The following is a 17418-nucleotide window of genomic DNA, read 5'->3' as shown; positions in this document are numbered from 1 at the left end:
TGCCAAGGCTCACGCCGGCCCTGCCGTGCGCCAACTGGCCCGTGAATTCGGCGTCGAGTTGAACGCCGTCGCGGCCACCGGCCCGCATGGTCGAGTGCTCAAGGAAGACGTGCAGGTTTACGTCAAATCCATGATGCAAAAAGCCAAGGAAGCCCCGGCTGCCGGCAACGCTACCGCTGGCGCGGGCATCCCGCCGATCCCGGTCGTGGACTTCAGCCGCTTCGGCGAAACCGAAGAAGTGCCGATGACCCGCCTGATGCAAATCGGCGCGTCAAGCCTGCACCGCAGCTGGCTGAACATCCCGCACGTGACCCAGTTCGACCAGGCCGACATCACCGACCTGGAAGCCTTCCGCGTTGCGCAGAAAGCCGTGGCCGAGAAGGCCGGCGTGAAACTGACCGTGCTGCCACTGCTGCTCAAGGCCTGCGCGCACCTGCTCAAGGAACTGCCGGACTTCAACAGTTCGCTGGCGCCAAGCGGCAAGGCGATCATTCGCAAGAAGTACGTTCACATCGGTTTTGCAGTCGACACCCCGGATGGCCTGCTGGTACCGGTCATCAAGAACGTCGACCAGAAGAGCCTGCTGCAACTGGCTGCCGAAGCCGCTGCGCTGGCTGCCAAGGCCCGCGACAAGAAGCTCACCGCAGACGACATGCAAGGCGCGTGCTTCACCATCTCCAGCCTCGGCCACATTGGCGGTACTGGCTTCACGCCAATCGTCAACGCACCGGAAGTGGCGATCCTGGGTGTTTCCAAGGCGACTATCCAGCCGGTATGGGACGGTAAAGCGTTCCAGCCGAAGCTGATGTTGCCACTGTCGTTGTCCTACGATCACCGTGTGATCAATGGCGCGGCGGCTGCACGCTTCACGCAGCGCCTGAGCCAACTGCTGAACGATATCCGCACCATCTTGCTGTAAGCCGCGACGGGCCTCCCTGGTACCCGGGAGGCCTGATTGCATCGATTTCCGAGCGCCACGCTCGTTCCTCAACCCCGCCACTTGGCGGGGCTTTTTTTGTACAAATAAACAGGTTTGTACACCTTCCGTCACCCCGACTGCAGAAATCACCCACGCGGCCGATATAAACCATATAGCACTTAGCCTTCATCCTCTCTTGTCAGCCCGGTCTGCATGATGCAACCTTGCGGCAGGCAACAGTAAAGAGGGCGAGAGCCCGGCGCCGTGTGCGTTTTTTCAAGTGAGCTTCCCCATGAAAAGCCAACCCGATGTCGCCCGGACGGCGGCCGAGGTAGTGACGCAATTACCGGTGCCTTCGCGCCTCGGTATGCTGCGTTTCGAGCGGCAGAATGAGGCAAGCTGGGCCCTGCTCTACCTAGACCCCAATTGCGAGCGCCAATTCGGCCTGCCGGCGGTTGAACTGTGCGCCTTGATCGGCTCGCCCTACGCCAGCCTGATGGAGCCACAGGCGCGCTATCAACTGCACGATGCAATCCAGCAGCAACTGACCGAGAGCCCTCATTACCTGGTGCGCTACACCCTGCACACCAACGACGGCCCCCTGAGCCTGCTGGAAATGGGCGAAGCCTACAAACAACACAATCGCCACCTGCTGCGGGGCTACCTGATGGTGGTCGACGGCGTATTCAGCGAGAGTCCGTCAACTACGCCAACGGCAGACCTGGAAAGCCAGAACAGCCGCCTGCAGATCGCCCTGGAACTCAACCAGCGCGCGCAACAGGAACAGTTGCTGCACCTGGAACGCGTGCGCGCCCAGCAAGCGTTGATCCTGCTGCTCGCCCGCCAGCGCTACACCACGAACAATTCGCTGCAGGAAGCCGCCGAGCTGATCACCCGCAGCGCCTGCGACATCTACCAGATCGATTGCGCCAGCATCTGGAACCTCGAAGACCAGCGCCTGGTGCCGATCTCGGCGTACTACCGCACCGATCAGCAGCACCACTTGCCCGAGCCGATTGATGCCAGCGGCTTTCCGGACTACCTCGAAGCCCTGCAAACCAGCCGGGCGATCGACGCCAGCAACGTCAAGTACGACCCACGCACCCGCGAAATGGCCGAATCCCTGCAGGCCAAAGACATACATGCAATGCTCGACGCGAGCATCCGCGTCGATGGTCAGGTCGTTGGCGTGTTGTGCCTGGAACAAGGCGGCGACACGCGCGTCTGGCAGTCCGACGAAATCGCCTTTGCCGGCGAGCTGGCGGATCAGTTCGCGCAAGTGATCAACAACCACAACCGTCGTACCGCCACCAGCGCGCTGCATCTGTTTCAGCGCGCGGTGGAACAAAGCGCCAACGCCTTCCTGCTGGTCAATTGCGATGGCGTGGTGGAGTACGTCAACCCCAGTTTTACCGCGATCACCCAGTACAGCACCGAAGAGGTCCACGGCCAGCGCCTGGCGCAATTGCCGGCGCTGGAAAACCTCAACGAGCTGTTGTTCGACGCGCCATCGAGCCTGGCCCAGAGCAACAGCTGGCAGGGTGAATTCAAAAGCCGGCGCAAGAACCTGGAACCCTATTGGGGCCAATTGTCGATCTCCAAGGTCTATGGCGACAATCACGAGCTGACCCACTACATCGGCATCTACGAAGACATCACCCAGACCAAGCTGGCGCAGCAGCGCATCGAGCGCCTGGCCTACACCGACAACCTGACCAACCTGGGCAACCGCCCGGCGTTTATCCGCAACCTCGACGAACGCTTTGCCCGCGACAGCGACAGCCCGATCTGCCTGTTGCTGGTGGACATCGACAACTTCAAGCGGATCAACGACAGCCTCGGCCACCAGACCGGCGACAAGCTGCTGATCAGCCTGGCCCGGCGCCTGCGCAACAGCCTCAGCGCCGGCGGCAGCCTGGCGCGCTTTGCCAGTAACGAGTTTGCGGTGTTGCTCGACGAGACCGACCTGGAGAGCGGCCAGTTCGTCGCCAGCCAACTGCTGGCGACCCTCGACAAGCCGATGTTCGTCGACAACCAGTTGATCAGCGTCACCGGCTCCGTGGGCCTGGCCTGCGCGCCGCTGCATGGCCGCGACCCGCAAACCCTGATGCGCAACGCCGGGTTAGCCCTGCACAAGGCCAAAGCCAACGGCAAACACCAGGTGCAGGTGTTTAACGAAGCGCTGAACGCCGAGGCCAGCTATAAGCTGTTCGTGGAAAACAACCTGCGCCGCGCCCTGACCCAGAACGAGCTGGAGGTGTTCTACCAGCCCAAGCTGTGCCTGCGCAGCGGCCGCTTGCTGGGCATGGAGGCGCTGCTGCGCTGGAACCACCCGGAAAAGGGCATGATCCGCCCCGACCAGTTCATCAGCGTGGCCGAAGAAACCGGCCTGATCATCCCCATCGGCAAATGGGTCGCCCGCCAGGCCTGCCGCATGAGCAAGCAACTGAGCGCCGCCGGCCTGGGCAACCTGCAGGTGGCAATCAACCTGTCGCCCAAGCAGTTCTCCGACCCGGACCTGGTGGCCTCGATTGCCGCAATCCTCAAAGAGGAAGAGCTGCCGGCCAACCTACTCGAGCTGGAGTTGACGGAGGGCCTGCTGCTGGAGGCCACCGAGGACACCCGCCTGCAACTGGACCAGTTGAAGCGCCTGGGCCTGACCCTGGCCATGGACGACTTCGGCACCGGTTACTCGTCGCTGAGCTACTTGAAAAAATTCCCGATCGACATCATCAAGATCGATCGCAGCTTTATCCACGAAATCCCGGACAACCAGGACGACATGGAAATCACCTCCGCCGTGATCGCCATGGCCCACAACCTCAAGCTCAAGGTCGTGGCCGAAGGCATCGAGACCGCCGATCAGTTGGCGTTCCTGCGTCGGCACCGTTGCGACGTCGGCCAGGGCTATCTGTTCGACCGGCCTATTCCCGGCTCAGAGCTGCTCGAGAAGCTTAAACGCTATCCTCGCGGGCCAATCGCCTGACAGCGCTGTAACACTCGGGCACACTGGCTGTCTGACTCTTTACTGTTAACTCAACCTGACGAGAGGACTGCTCATGGTCTTGCGCTCGGAAATTCTGGTGAACAAAAACGTGCTTCCTACTGCAGAACAAGCTTTGCCCGGCCGTGAAACCCCGATGAGCCTGCCGGAAACGCACTTCGTCAACGGCAACCCGCTGCTCGGTCCGTTCATCGACGACGTCGGCTTCGCGATCTTCGGCCTGGGATGCTTCTGGGGCGCGGAACGCAAGTTCTGGCAGCGCGATGGCGTGGTCAGCACCGTGGTCGGCTATGCCGGCGGCTACACGCCGAACCCGACCTACGAAGAAGTCTGCTCGGGCCTGACCGGCCATAGCGAAGTGGTGCTGGTGGTGTATGACCAGGCCAAGGTGAAATACGAAGACTTGCTGAAGATGTTCTGGGAGCTGCACAACCCGACCCAAGGCATGCGCCAGGGCAATGACATCGGCAGCCAGTACCGTTCAGTGATCTACGCCACCACGCCGGAGCAATTGGCGGCGGCGCAGGCCAGTGCCAAGGCGTATCAGCAAGAGCTGAGCAAGGCCGGCCTGGGCACCATCACCACGGAAATCGACGAAGCCCCGACGGTGTACTTCGCCGAAGCGTATCACCAGCAGTACCTGGCGAAGAATCCGCAGGGCTACTGTGGGATCGGCGGCACCGGCGTGACCTGCCCGATCTAAAGCCGACGCAAATCAAAATGTGGGAGGGGGCTTGCCCCCGATAGCAGTGTGTCAGTCAGTACATCTGTACCTGATACATCGCTATCGGGGGCAAGCCCCTCCCACATTGATTTGCGCCAGACTCGGTTACTCGGCAATCAGCCAATCCATCTGCCACCCGCCCTGGGTCTGGCCCAGTTGCTTGGACAGCCACGGCAGCAGCTCACGCAATTCCTCTTCCAAACCCCACGGCGGGTTGGCAATCGCCAGGCCCGAGCCGGTCAGGGTGTTGGGCGTGTCCAGCGGATGCACCAGCAACTCCACGCGCAACAATTTCGGCGCACCGGTGCCGGCCAGGTCCTGGTAGAAACGGCGCAACATGCGCTGGTCCTTCACCGGATACCAGATCGCCGCGACCGTCTGGCGCATGCGGCTGACCGCTTCCTTGAGCGACGCCGCGCAGCGCTGCATTTCGTCGAGCTGTTCAAACGGCGGATCAATCAGCATCAACGCGCGCTTTTCCTGCACCGGCAGCATGGCACGCGGCACATGCCAGCCTTCGCCCAGGTGAACCTTGACGCGCCGATCGCCCTTCATGTTGTCCTTGAGCAGCACACCGTCTTCCGGGTGCTTTTCATTGAGCAGCACGCGGTCCTGGGGACGGGTCAGGCGTCGTGCCAGTTCCGGCGAACCTGGGTAATAGCGCAATTGGCCATCCGGGTTCATCTCGTGCAGCACGCGCATGTAGTCGGCGGTCAATGGCGGCAGGTCGCTCTTGCCCCACAGGCGGGCGATGCCCTCCAGGTATTCACCGGTGCGGTTGGCCTGGTCGCCCTGCAAGTCGTACAGACCGATGCCGGCATGGGTGTCGAGGTAGGCGAACGGCTGCTCCTTGCGCGACATCAAGGCGATGAGGCGGGTCAAGGTCAGGTGTTTGAAGACATCGGCGTGGTTGCCGGCGTGAAAGGCGTGACGATAATTCATGGTTGCTCCTGCGCAGGGGGCGAAGTTTACCTGCTACACGGGCAAAGGTGCAGGGGCGCATGCCGGGCGGTGCTTATGCCGCAAATACAGGTGTACGACTGAAAACAATCTAACCCCTACTATGTGTGCGGGCTTGCCCGCGATGCAACCGACGCGGTATTACCTGCACACCGCGATGACGCCATCGCAGCCAAGCCAGCTCCCACCCTGCCTGGGGGCGCCCATAAAAACCAAGGAGGTCAACAAAAACCATGAAAGACGCCACCATCGCCCTGCACCACGGCTTCAAGTCCGACCCGACCACCAAGGCCGTCGCGGTGCCGATCTATCAGAACGTCGCCTTCGAATTCGATAACGCCCAGCACGGCGCCGACCTGTTCAACCTGGACGTGCCCGGCAATATCTACACGCGGATCATGAACCCGACCAACGATGTGCTGGAACAGCGCATGGCCGCGCTCGAAGGCGGTATCGCTGCGCTGGCCGTGTCCGCCGGCAGCGCAGCGATTCACTATGCGATCCAGACCCTGACCCGCGCCGGTGACAATGTCGTCACCACGCCGCAGCTCTATGGCGGCACCTACACCCTGTTCGCCCACCTGCTGCCGAGCTTCGGCGTCGATGTGCGCTTCGCCCGCGACGATTCCGCCGCCGCCATCGCCGAACTGATCGACGACAACACCAAGCTGGTCTACTGCGAGAGCATCGGTAACCCGGCAGGCAATATCATCGACATCGAAGCCCTGGCCGACGTGGCCCACGCCCGTGGCGTACCGCTGATGGTGGACAACACCGTGGCCACGCCGATCCTGTGCAAACCGATCCAGTTCGGCGCCGATATCGTGGTGCATTCGGTGACCAAATACGTCGGCGGCCATGGCAACTCCCTGGGTGGCGTAATTGTCGACAGCGGCACGTTCCCCTGGACGAAATACGCGGAAAAATTCCCCGGCCTCAACCAGCCCGAGCCGGCTTACCACGGCGTGGTCTACACCGAAAAATTCGGCCCCGCCGCCTTCATCGCCCGCGCCCGCACCGTGCCGCTGCGCAACACCGGCGCAGCGCTGGCGCCGATGAACGCCTTCCTGCTGCTGCAAGGCCTGGAAACCCTGGCCCTGCGCATGGAACGCCATACCGAGAACGCCCTGAAGGTCGCGCAGTTCCTGCAAGATCACGCCGAAGTGGAGTGGGTCAGCTACGCCGGCCTGCCCGATCATCCGCACCACGCACTGGCGCAGAAATACATGCAGGGCAAACCCTCGGCGATCCTGTCGTTTGGCCTCAAGGGCGGCTACGCAGCCGGTGTACGCTTCTACGACGCCCTGCAAATCTTCAAACGCCTGGTGAACATCGGCGACGCCAAATCCCTGGCCTGCCACCCGGCGTCCACCACCCATCGCCAAATGAACGAGCAGGAACAGGCCAAGGCCGGCGTGAAGCCGGAGATGATTCGCCTGTCGGTGGGGATTGAGGCGATTGAAGACCTGATCGAGGATCTACAACAGGCGCTGGCTGCAACGCACGTCTGAGGCCAGGTAAGCGACCCGCGCGCCATGGCATTTGCATGGTGCGCAAAGCAGGCGACCTTGTGCCGCAGGGTCGTCGGCGTAAAGGCAGAGAAAATTCACGCCTCTGTCGGAAACCTACCGCAACTCAGTAGCCCTTTTCCCAAAAGCAAAAAACCACCGAGAAATCCCCCGCCAAAACCACGACACCGCTCGAACCGCTCTTTAAATTGCGCAGCCATGCTCATTCAAAAAGGACTGTTTCCATGGCAAGCAATGACCTCCCTTCGAACCGATCACCATGGCTGGGGAGTCGCTAATGCCTCAGCCCTATGCCTTCATCAATGACCGCCAACAAACCTCGGTGGAGCTCAAGGCAAGTTTGCGCTTGAGCCCATACGCCGACGCCAAGTTCGACACGCTCAATACTCACATCCGCAATGTTGTCGTACTGCCAGGACAGTTAGTGATCATCGGTGACGAAGCCACTGCGATCTGCACCCCGCAAGAGTCACACTTGATGCGAGCCGCCTGGGATATTCGCCATAGCGTGATGGCCGAAGGCGGAGATGCCTTTGCACTGCACAACTACGACTTGCTGAAAAAACTGCTGGGTTACGCTTCGCTGGGGATAGGCACTGCAGGTGATGCCTGGAGTCGACACTTGCAAAACATTGCAAAAACCCTCGAAGAAATTGATGCATTGCACAAACAACTCCTGCGCCGGGGTGGCGGTGCTGCGCGAGATGAGTTCCTCGCTCGACGCCAAACCCTGTTTGCCAAACTGGACGCGCAAATGCGTAGTTTTGCGCGTTATGGCACAGGGCCACGCAATGAAGGTTCGATCAAGAAAATGCTGGGAATCTCGACCACGAGCTATTTGCACAGCGGAGAGATAAAGAGGTACAGCGAAACGATTGCGCGGGTTTCGAAGACGGCAAAACTGCTGAAAAAAGGCACGCCGCTAGGCATCGCGCTGAGTACGACTGCAACGGCGTTGGAGATCAAGGAGGCGTGTTCTACCGGGCGGGAAGAACAATGCAGAAGAGCAAAATATGTGGAACTTGGGAAACTGACGTTAGGGGTGTCAGGCGGCGTGGTGGGCGGCGCTGCCGGATCACTCCTATGCTTTGCCATATTGGCCCCCACCACTGGTCCGGTATCCTTAGCTTGCATGCTATTGGCCGGGGGAGCCGGAGGTGCGGCCGGTGGGTACTTAGGTGGGGAAGGCGGCGAGAAGGTAGGAGAACTTTTGTATGAGTATTGATTACTTCTTGAATCTCCCTGCTACTTCCTTGATTGCCATCAGCTCTGCATCCGCAGTCATCATCACCAACATCATCGGGTTCTTCTTGTGTTACCGAAAACTTGAACCCATGGAAGCGCTCTTGGACAAGTGCCGCCTGGTCGCCTTCCACAACAGCTATTGGGGAAACTCACCGCGCGAAAGGATGATGAGGCTTTGCGCAGTGTATGTGGCCATTGCTCTGCCGAGGATAAATGTAAGACGGGGTGTTATTGACCTTCAACAGGTACAAGCCTTTCCGCGCAGAACAAAACTTATGCTTCACGGCACCGCGCTGACAGGCCTGGCAGGGATGATCGGTTTGGTCGTTATCTACTTTGCTTAAGCTCCAGACAGAAAAACGGCCCGCTATCCAAAAGATAGCGAGCCGTTTTCTTCAACACATCGGGCGCATAACGCCCGAGGCTTTATTTGTTGAGGTTGTAGTCTTTCTCCGCAGCATCAAACCGCTCAACCATACCCGCAGTCGGCGCGCCCAGCTTGCTGACGATGTAGATCGCCAGGCTGGCGAAGATGAAGCCTGGGATGATTTCGTACAGGCCCAGCAGCTCGAAATGCTTCCACACGATCACGGTGATCGCGCCGACCAGAATGCCAGCCAGTGCGCCGTTGCGGGTCATCTGTTTCCAGATCACCGAGATCAGTACCACGGGGCCGAACGCAGCGCCGAAACCGGCCCAGGCGTAGCTCACCAGGCCCAACACGCGGTTATTCGGGTTGGCAGCCATGGCGATGGCGATCAACGCCACCAGCAGCACCATGACACGGCCGACCCACACCAGTTCAACCTGGGAGGCGTTTTTGCGCAGGAAGGTCTTGTAGAAGTCCTCGGTCAGGGCGCTGGAGCACACCAGCAATTGGCAGCTCAGGGTGCTCATGACCGCCGCCAGAATCGCCGAGAGCAGAACGCCCGCAATCCATGGGTTGAACAGCAGCTTGGCCAGTTCAATGAACACACGTTCGTGGTTCTCGTTGACCGGGCCGGCCACTTCCGGGTGCGCCGAGAAGTAGGCAATACCGAAGAAGCCCACGGCCACGGTGCCGGCCAGGCACAGGATCATCCAGGTCATCGAAATGCGACGCGCCTTGGCGATCGACTTCACCGAATCCGCCGCCATGAAGCGCGCGAGGATGTGCGGCTGGCCGAAGTAACCCAGGCCCCAGCCCATCAGCGAGATGATGCCGATGAAGCTGGTGTTTTTCAGCATGTTGAAGTTGTCGGGGTTCTTCGCTTCGATCGCCAGGAACGTGGTGTCGATGCCGCCAGTGGCCAGCAGCACGATGATCGGTGTGAGGATCAGCGCGAAGATCATCAGGGTGGCTTGTACGGTGTCGGTCCAGCTCACGGCCAGGAAACCACCCACGAAGGTGTAGGCAATGGTCGCCGCAGCGCCGGCCCACAGGGCGGTCTCGTAGGACATGCCGAAGGTGCTTTCGAACAGTCGGGCACCGGCTACGATGCCGGAAGCGCAATAGATGGTGAAGAACACCAGGATCACCACCGCAGAGATGATCCGCAGCAGGCCGCTTTTATCTTCGAAACGGCTGGAAAAGTAATCCGGCAGCGTCAGGGCGTCGCCGTTGTGCTCGGTCTGCACGCGCAGGCGACCGGCCACGAACAGCCAGTTGAGGTACGCACCGACGATCAGGCCGATGGCGATCCAGCTTTCCGACAGGCCGGACATGTAGATGGCACCCGGCAGGCCCATCAACAACCAGCCGCTCATATCGGAAGCACCGGCTGACAAGGCAGTCACCACGCTACCGAGGCTGCGACCGCCCAGGATGTAATCGGAAAGGTTGTTGGTGGAGCGATAGGCCATCAAGCCGATCAGCACCATTGCTGCGATGTAGATCACGAACGTGATCAGGGTTGGATTGCTAACGCTCATAGAAGTGACGCCCTGGCTTTGTTTTTATGTAGCGGCGGTCTGTCAGACGGCCACCCACTGACTCAGTGAGTGAATGTACCTGCATCGCACGCATTTATGACTGACGTTTCCCCAGGAAAGCCGCCAGCCGATGAACCACACCCTAAGCGTGGTTGCACCTTGGCCGCGAATGCTATTCAACAAAGCAAATAAGGTGCAACCAGTTTCTCGCGAATAAGTTGCACCTTGATGTATTTTGCTCAAAACACCCCGTTTTTGCTCCTTTTCGGAGCAAGAACAGCCGATCTCAGAAGTAAATGCACCAACTAGAAGCGGAATCGGTCGAGGCCGGGATTTTTTCCGATTGAACCTCGAAAATTTCATGCATAAAAAGGGTTGCACCCGGTTGCACCTCTTCCAGAGCGAAGCTAATCTTGCCGCCAGCTGATGCCACTCGGTAGTGGCACCCATGAGGATAAGAAAATGGCTACGACCACCCTTGGGGTCAAACTCGACGACCCGACCCGCGAACGCCTGAAGGCGGCCGCGACCTCCATTGATCGCACGCCGCACTGGCTGATCAAGCAGGCGATTTTCAATTACCTGGAGAAACTCGAGGGTGGTGCAACCCTGACCGAGCTCAATGGCTTGAGCAGCAAGGAGGCCGACGATGCAGGCGAGGTCCAGTCCGACCACGCCCATCAGTGTTTCCTCGAGTTCGCCGAGAGCATCCTGCCGCAATCCGTCCTGCGCGCCTCGATCACCGCCGCTTACCGTCGCCCTGAGCCGGAAGTGGTGCCGATGCTGATCGAACAGGCTCGCCTGCCGGCACAGATGGCCGAAGCCACGAATAAGCTGGCCGCGTCGATTGCAGAAAAACTGCGCAACCAGAAGAGCGCTGGCGGCCGTGCCGGCATCGTCCAGGGCTTGCTGCAGGAATTCTCCCTGTCGTCCCAGGAAGGCGTGGCACTGATGTGCCTGGCCGAAGCGCTGCTGCGCATCCCGGACAAAGGTACCCGTGACGCACTGATCCGCGACAAGATCAGCACCGGCAACTGGCAGCCGCACCTGGGCAACAGCCCGTCGCTGTTCGTCAACGCCGCCACCTGGGGCTTGCTGCTGACCGGCAAACTGGTCTCCACGCATAACGAAGCCGGCCTTACCTCGTCCCTGAGCCGCATCATCGGCAAGAGCGGCGAGCCGATGATCCGCAAGGGCGTCGACATGGCCATGCGCCTGATGGGCGAGCAGTTCGTCACCGGCGAAACCATCGCCGAAGCCCTCGCCAATGCGAGCAAGTTCGAAGCCAAGGGCTTCCGCTATTCCTACGACATGCTCGGTGAAGCCGCACTCACCGAACACGATGCGCAGAAGTACCTCGCTTCTTACGAGCAGGCCATTCATTCCATCGGCAAAGCCTCGAACGGCCGTGGGATTTATGAAGGCCCGGGCATTTCCATCAAGCTGTCGGCCCTGCACCCGCGTTATAGCCGCGCCCAGTACGAACGCGTGATGGACGAGCTGTACCCGCGCCTGCTGTCCCTGACCTTGCTGGCCAAGCAATACGACATCGGCCTGAACATCGACGCCGAAGAAGCCGACCGCCTGGAACTGTCCCTGGACCTGCTCGAACGCCTGTGCTTCGAGCCGCAACTGACCGGCTGGAACGGCATCGGTTTCGTGATCCAGGCCTACCAGAAGCGTTGCCCGTATGTGATCGACTACGTCATCGACCTGGCGCGCCGCAGCCGCCACCGCCTGATGATCCGCCTGGTAAAAGGCGCGTACTGGGACAGCGAAATCAAGCGCGCCCAGGTCGAAGGCCTGGAAGGCTACCCGGTCTACACCCGCAAGGTGTACACCGACGTGTCCTACATTGCCTGCGCACGCAAACTGCTGTCGGTGCCGGAAGTCATCTACCCGCAGTTCGCCACGCACAACGCCCACACCCTGTCGGCCATCTACCATATCGCCGGTCAGAACTATTACCCCGGCCAGTACGAGTTCCAATGCCTGCACGGCATGGGCGAACCGCTGTACGAGCAGGTAGTCGGCAAGGTTGCCGATGGCAAGCTGAACCGTCCGTGCCGCGTGTACGCACCGGTCGGCACCCACGAAACCCTGCTGGCCTACCTGGTGCGTCGCCTGTTGGAAAACGGCGCCAACACCTCGTTCGTCAACCGCATTGCCGACCAGTCCATCTCGATTCAGGAGCTGGTGGCCGATCCAGTGGCCAGCATCGAGCAAATGGCGACGCTGGAAGGCGGCTTCGGCCTGCCGCACCCGCGCATTCCATTGCCGCGTGACCTGTACGGCAGCGACCGTGCCAACTCGGCCGGTATCGACCTGGCCAACGAACACCGCTTGGCGTCGCTGTCCTGCGCCCTGCTGGCCACCGCGCACAACCACTGGAAAGCCGCGCCGATGCTGGGCTGCGCCTCCAGCAATGAAGCCGCTGCGCCGGTCCTGAACCCGTCCGACCTGCGTGATGTGGTCGGCCACGTACAGGAAGCCACCGTCGACGACGTCGACAACGCGATCCAGTGCGCCATCAACGCCGGCCCGATCTGGCAGGCCACCCCGCCTGCCGAGCGTGCCGCGATCCTCGAACGTGCCGCCGACCTGATGGAAGGCGAGATCCAGCCGCTGATGGGCCTGCTGGCCCGTGAAGCCGGCAAGACTTTCGCCAACGCCATCGCCGAAGTGCGTGAAGCCGTGGACTTCCTGCGTTACTACGCCGTGCAGGCGCGTCACGATTTCACCAACGACGCCCACCGCCCATTGGGTCCGGTGGTCTGCATCAGCCCGTGGAACTTCCCGCTGGCGATTTTCAGTGGTCAAGTCGCTGCCGCACTGGCCGCCGGTAACCCGGTATTGGCCAAGCCTGCCGAGCAAACCCCGCTGGTGGCTGCACAAGCGGTGCGCATCCTGCTCGAAGCCGGCATTCCGGAAGGCGTACTGCAACTGCTGCCGGGCCAGGGCGAAACCGTCGGTGCGCGTCTGGTCGGTGATGATCGCGTCAAAGGCGTGATGTTCACCGGTTCCACCGAAGTCGCACGCCTGCTGCAACGCAATGTCGCCGGTCGCCTGGATGCCCAAGGCCGGCCGATTCCGCTGATCGCCGAAACCGGCGGCCAGAACGCGATGATCGTCGACTCCTCGGCCCTGACCGAACAAGTGGTCATCGACGTGGTGTCGTCGGCCTTCGACAGTGCCGGCCAGCGTTGCTCGGCCCTGCGCGTCCTGTGCCTGCAGGAAGATTCTGCAGACCGCGTCATCGAAATGCTCAAGGGCGCCATGGCTGAATGCCGTTTGGGCAACCCTGAGCGCCTGTCGGTGGATATCGGCCCGGTGATCGACGCCGAAGCCAAGGCCGGCATCGAGAAGCACATCCAGGCCATGCGCGACAAAGGCCGCACTGTTTACCAGGTGGCAATTGCCGACGGCGAAGAGATCAAGCGCGGCACCTTCGTGATGCCAACCCTGATCGAACTGGAAAGCTTCGACGAGTTGCAACGGGAGATCTTCGGCCCGGTGCTGCACGTGGTGCGCTACAAGCGTAAAGAGATCGACCAGTTGATCGGCCAGATCAACGCTTCCGGCTACGGCCTGACGCTGGGCGTACACACGCGCATCGACGAGACCATCGCCAAGGTGATCGACAACGTTCATGCCGGTAACGTCTACGTCAACCGCAACATTGTCGGGGCCGTGGTCGGCGTGCAGCCGTTTGGCGGCGAAGGTTTGTCGGGCACCGGCCCGAAAGCCGGTGGTCCGCTGTACCTGTACCGCCTGCTGTCGACGCGTCCTACCGATGCGATCGAGCAATCCTTCGTTCGGGGTGATGCATTGTCCGCACCGGACGTGCGCCTGCGCGATGCCATGAGCCAACCGCTGACCGCCTTGAAAGCCTGGGCCGACAGCAACACGCTCAGCGAACTGAGTGCCCTGTGCAGCCGGTTCGCCGCGCAATCGCAAAGCGGTATCACCCGCCTGTTGGCCGGTCCGACCGGCGAGCGCAACAGCTACGCCATCCTGCCCCGCGAGCACGTACTGTGCCTGGCGGAAGTAGAAGGCGACCTGCTGACCCAACTGGCGGCGGTATTGGCCGTCGGCGGTTCGGCGGTATGGCCGGAAACTGAGCTGACCAAAGCCTTGTTCCCACGCCTGCCGAGGGAGATTCAGGCGAAGATCAAGCGTGTGGCCGACTGGACCAAGGACGAAGTCGTGTTCGACGCGGTCCTGCACCATGGCGACTCCGATCAACTGCGCGCGGTTTGCCAGCAAGTGGCCCAGCGTAGCGGGGCGATTGTCGGGGTGCATGGTTTGTCCCAAGGCGAGACTGCGATCGCCCTGGAGCGTCTGGTGATCGAGCGTGCGTTGAGCGTCAACACCGCAGCAGCCGGTGGTAACGCCAGCCTGATGACCATCGGCTAACTGCCGGAACGCGGTCAACATGTGGGAGGGGGCTTGCTCCCGATAGCGGTGGATCAGTCAACGCACCTTGTATGACTGAAACATTGCTATCGGGAGCAAGCCCCCTCCCACATTCGGCTGCATTTCAATTCCTCGTCCGCGTTCTGCCCCTCCATCACCCATATCAATCTTGCTAGCCGCCCTCCATTCCCGCACTTAGACTCAGGCCCCTTCCCACACAGGTAAGCCGCCATGTCCGAGACGCTACTCAGTTCCCGCAATCTGGCTTTCGAGCTGTACGAAGTCCTTGATGCCGAGGGCTTGACCCAGCGCGAGCGGTTTGCCGAACACAATCGCGAAACCTTCGACGCGGCCATCAGTACCGCCCGGAACATTGCCGAGAAGTACTTCGCCCCGCATAACCGCAAGAACGACGAAAACGAACCGCGCTACGAGGACGGCAAGGCCATCCTGATTCCGGAAGTCAAACCGGCGGTGGACGCATTCCTCGAAGCGGGCTTTCTCAATGCCGCGCGCAGTTTCGAAGCTGGCGGCATGCAGTTGCCGACGTTGCTGTCCCAGGCCTGCTTCGCGCACTTCCAGTCGGCCAACGCCGCGTCAACGTCCTACCCGTTCCTGACCATGGGCGCCGCCAACCTGATCGAAAGTTTCGGCACCGAGGAGCAGAAACAACGCTTCCTGCAACCGATGATCGAGGGGCGTTTCTTCGGCACCATGGCCCTGACCGAGCCTCATGCCGGCTCGTCGCTGTCGGACATTCGGACCCGCGCCGAGCCTGCGGCGGACGGCAGCTATCGCCTCAAGGGCAACAAGATTTTTATCTCCGGCGGCGACCACCCACTGTCGGAAAACATCGTGCATATGGTGCTGGCCAAGCTGCCGGACGCACCGGCCGGGGTGAAGGGCATTTCGCTATTTATCGTGCCAAAATTACTGGTCAACGACGATGGCAGCCTGGGCGAGCGCAACGATGTGTTGCTGGCCGGGCTATTCCACAAGATGGGTTGGCGCGGCACCACGTCCACGGCGCTGAATTTCGGCGATAATGGGCACTGCGTCGGCTATCTGGTGGGCAAGCCGCATCAGGGCCTGAGCTGCATGTTCCAGATGATGAACGAAGCGCGCATCGGCGTCGGCATGGGCGCGGTGATGCTCGGTTACGCCGGTTACCTGTATTCCCTGGAATACGCACGCGAACGTCCGCAGGGCCGCCTGCCGGACAGCAAAGACCCTAGCACCGCGCCGGTGTCGATCATCCAGCACGCCGATATCAAGCGCATGCTGCTGATCCAGAAAGCCTACGTCGAAGGCGCCTTCGACCTCGGCCTGTATGCCGCACGCCTGTTCGACGACACCACCACCCTGGCAACCGACGTCGAGCGCAAGCGCGCCCACGAACTGCTCGACCTGCTGACCCCGATCGTCAAATCCTGGCCCTCGGAGTTCTGCCTCAAGGCCAACGAGCTGGCGATCCAGATCCTCGGCGGCCACGGCTACACCCGTGAATACCCGGTGGAGCAGTACTACCGTGACAACCGCCTCAACCCGATCCATGAAGGCACCCACGGCATCCAGTCCCTGGACCTGTTGGGGCGCAAGCTGGCGCAGAACGGCGGCGCCGGCCTGAAGCAGTTGATTCGGTTGATCGCCGAAACGGGCGCACGGGCGCAACAATACCCCTCGCTGAATGCCTTGAGAGAACCGCTGGAACACCTGGTGGCGCGCCTGCAAAGCGTGACGATCGGCCTGCTGACGGATCTCGCCCAAGGCAAAGTCAACAGCAGCCTGGCGAATTCGGCGCTGTACCTGAAGGTATTCGGACACACGGTGATTGGCTGGCGCTGGCTGGAGCAGGCGATTCGCGCCGAAGAAGGCCTGGCCAAGGGCAATGCGGCGGACACCGCCTTCTATAAAGGCAAGCTCCAGGCCGCCCGGTACTTCCTGACTTGGGAAGTACCGGGCTGCCATCATGAACTGGCGATTCTGGAGGCCCGCGATGATACGTGCCTCGGCATGCAGGATGAGTGGTTCTAAGGCTGGCCGATAGCCTTGGAAATCACCTCGACCGTGGCGCTGACTTGCTCTTGGTAACGGTCGAGTTCCTGCTGGTGACGCTGTTGCATTTCGATCTGCTCGGCGCACAGGTTCAGCGCGGCCAGCACCAATAGCTTGTCACCGATCAGGGTCGGGTACTTTTTCTTGGTAGTCGCCAGGGAGGCCTTGAGCAGGGTCACGGCTTGCATCAGGGTTTGATCTTCCCCGGCCGGTGCCTTGATCGAGTAATCCTCTCCGAGAATCGAAACGACCTTTATCCCTTCGTTCATGCGCTGACAGGACCTGCGCTCACACGCTCAACCAACGCCTGGATACGCGCAGCGGTAGCGCCGTTCTTTTCTTCCTGCTCCATCAGGTTCAATTGCAGGCTGTCGTTCTCATCCTTGGCGCGGGCCAGTTCCGCCTTGAGGGATTCATTGGTGCCCAACAGGTCGTGATTCTGCTGTACCAGGTCGCTGACCAGTTGTTCCAGTTGACTGAGGGATGCTTCTAACATTTTGATTTCCTGGTCTTTTTCAAAGGGCGGTGACGATAAAGAAAATTCACCTCGGATGCCAGGGTTATCCCCGGCGCGCAGCCCGATTGTTAAGGGCCGGGCGACACTTTCGAGCCTTAGTGACTGCATTTCCCCCATCAGGTTCCTGAATCGGCCCAA

General features: G+C 60.9%; 12 protein-coding genes. 8 read left to right on the top strand and 4 right to left on the bottom strand.

Annotated elements, in window-relative coordinates; translation table 11 throughout:
- The 3 genes from L9Z73_RS05650 to msrA all read left to right on the top strand — a co-directional run.
- Positions 1–919, top strand: a 919-nt coding sequence (locus tag L9Z73_RS05650; protein WP_430624277.1) for a 2-oxo acid dehydrogenase subunit E2, incomplete at its 5' end; no start/stop codon positions are given.
- A gap of 292 nt (positions 920–1211) precedes the next feature.
- The gene (locus L9Z73_RS05645; RefSeq protein ID WP_247397288.1) at positions 1212–3905 is read left to right on the top strand and encodes a putative bifunctional diguanylate cyclase/phosphodiesterase; all 2694 of its coding nucleotides are present in this window, start codon (positions 1212–1214) and stop codon (positions 3903–3905) included.
- A 73-nt stretch (positions 3906–3978) separates the two neighbouring features.
- Positions 3979–4626, top strand: coding sequence for a peptide-methionine (S)-S-oxide reductase MsrA (msrA, locus tag L9Z73_RS05640; protein WP_247397284.1), 648 nt, complete (start codon positions 3979–3981; stop codon positions 4624–4626).
- A gap of 126 nt (positions 4627–4752) precedes the next feature.
- On the opposite strand, the gene L9Z73_RS05635 is transcribed toward msrA, so the two are convergent.
- Positions 4753–5589, bottom strand: coding sequence for a 23S rRNA (adenine(2030)-N(6))-methyltransferase RlmJ (locus tag L9Z73_RS05635; RefSeq protein WP_247397281.1), 837 nt, complete (start codon positions 5587–5589; stop codon positions 4753–4755).
- 251 nt (positions 5590–5840) lie between these two features.
- Here L9Z73_RS05635 and L9Z73_RS05630 point away from each other — a divergent pair, with 251 nt between their 5' ends.
- From L9Z73_RS05630 to L9Z73_RS05620, 3 genes are all read left to right on the top strand, one after another.
- Positions 5841–7118, top strand: a complete 1278-nt coding sequence (locus L9Z73_RS05630) for an O-acetylhomoserine aminocarboxypropyltransferase/cysteine synthase family protein (RefSeq protein WP_247397277.1) — start codon at positions 5841–5843, stop codon at positions 7116–7118.
- Positions 7119–7413: 295 nt separating this feature from the next.
- Positions 7414–8361 carry a hypothetical protein gene (locus tag L9Z73_RS05625; RefSeq protein WP_247397275.1) on the top strand — a complete coding sequence of 316 codons (948 nt, stop codon included), beginning with the start codon at positions 7414–7416 and terminating at the stop codon, positions 8359–8361.
- Positions 8351–8725 (top strand): hypothetical protein, encoded by a 375-nt coding sequence (locus tag L9Z73_RS05620; protein WP_247397272.1) that lies wholly within the window; start codon positions 8351–8353, stop codon positions 8723–8725. Before L9Z73_RS05625 ends, L9Z73_RS05620 begins: the two co-directional genes overlap by 11 nt.
- Positions 8726–8807: 82 nt before the next feature.
- On the opposite strand, the gene putP is transcribed toward L9Z73_RS05620, so the two are convergent.
- Entirely contained in the window at positions 8808–10292 is a 1485-nt protein-coding gene (gene putP, locus L9Z73_RS05615) for a sodium/proline symporter PutP (protein WP_247397270.1), read from the bottom strand.
- Between the two features lie 462 nt (positions 10293–10754).
- Between putP and putA the strand changes: the two genes are divergently transcribed.
- Together putA and L9Z73_RS05605 are read left to right on the top strand one after the other, a co-directional pair.
- On the top strand, positions 10755–14708 hold the full coding sequence (gene putA / locus L9Z73_RS05610) for a trifunctional transcriptional regulator/proline dehydrogenase/L-glutamate gamma-semialdehyde dehydrogenase (RefSeq protein WP_247397268.1): 3954 nt from the start codon (positions 10755–10757) through the stop codon (positions 14706–14708).
- Between the two features lie 231 nt (positions 14709–14939).
- On the top strand, positions 14940–16742 hold the full coding sequence (locus L9Z73_RS05605; protein ID WP_247397265.1) for an acyl-CoA dehydrogenase: 1803 nt from the start codon (positions 14940–14942) through the stop codon (positions 16740–16742).
- On the opposite strand, the gene L9Z73_RS05600 is transcribed toward L9Z73_RS05605, so the two are convergent.
- Together L9Z73_RS05600 and L9Z73_RS05595 are read right to left on the bottom strand one after the other, a co-directional pair.
- The gene (locus tag L9Z73_RS05600) at positions 16739–17032 is read right to left on the bottom strand and encodes a cell division protein ZapA (RefSeq protein ID WP_247397261.1); all 294 of its coding nucleotides are present in this window, start codon (positions 17030–17032) and stop codon (positions 16739–16741) included. The two genes, L9Z73_RS05605 and L9Z73_RS05600, sit on opposite strands and share 4 nt — an antisense overlap.
- A complete protein-coding gene (locus L9Z73_RS05595; protein ID WP_247397258.1) occupies positions 17029–17259 on the bottom strand; it encodes a hypothetical protein in 231 nt (76 codons plus the stop codon). Before L9Z73_RS05595 ends, L9Z73_RS05600 begins: the two co-directional genes overlap by 4 nt.
- Positions 17260–17418 lie beyond the last annotated feature (159 nt).

This window comes from Pseudomonas emilianonis, assembly GCF_023072625.1.
Classification (GTDB): domain Bacteria; phylum Pseudomonadota; class Gammaproteobacteria; order Pseudomonadales; family Pseudomonadaceae; genus Aquipseudomonas; species Aquipseudomonas paraveronii.
Note: the sequence above shows the minus strand (reverse complement) of the source record. Positions and strands in the feature narration are given on the sequence as shown.

What these genes read in the sequence shown, in the direction of transcription:
- L9Z73_RS05595 (WP_247397258.1), bottom strand. Translation starts at nt 17,259, where the DNA reads ATGTTAGAAGCATCCCTCAGTCAACTGGAACAACTGGTCAGCGACCTG.
- L9Z73_RS05630 (WP_247397277.1), top strand. Translation starts at nt 5,841, where the DNA reads ATGAAAGACGCCACCATCGCCCTGCACCACGGCTTCAAGTCCGACCCG.
- L9Z73_RS05600 (WP_247397261.1), bottom strand. Translation starts at nt 17,032, where the DNA reads ATGAACGAAGGGATAAAGGTCGTTTCGATTCTCGGAGAGGATTACTCG.
- L9Z73_RS05635 (WP_247397281.1), bottom strand. Translation starts at nt 5,589, where the DNA reads ATGAATTATCGTCACGCCTTTCACGCCGGCAACCACGCCGATGTCTTC.
- putA (WP_247397268.1), top strand. Translation starts at nt 10,755, where the DNA reads ATGGCTACGACCACCCTTGGGGTCAAACTCGACGACCCGACCCGCGAA.
- msrA (WP_247397284.1), top strand. Translation starts at nt 3,979, where the DNA reads ATGGTCTTGCGCTCGGAAATTCTGGTGAACAAAAACGTGCTTCCTACT.
- L9Z73_RS05605 (WP_247397265.1), top strand. Translation starts at nt 14,940, where the DNA reads ATGTCCGAGACGCTACTCAGTTCCCGCAATCTGGCTTTCGAGCTGTAC.
- L9Z73_RS05620 (WP_247397272.1), top strand. Translation starts at nt 8,351, where the DNA reads ATGAGTATTGATTACTTCTTGAATCTCCCTGCTACTTCCTTGATTGCC.
- putP (WP_247397270.1), bottom strand. Translation starts at nt 10,292, where the DNA reads ATGAGCGTTAGCAATCCAACCCTGATCACGTTCGTGATCTACATCGCA.
- L9Z73_RS05625 (WP_247397275.1), top strand. Translation starts at nt 7,414, where the DNA reads ATGCCTCAGCCCTATGCCTTCATCAATGACCGCCAACAAACCTCGGTG.
- L9Z73_RS05645 (WP_247397288.1), top strand. Translation starts at nt 1,212, where the DNA reads ATGAAAAGCCAACCCGATGTCGCCCGGACGGCGGCCGAGGTAGTGACG.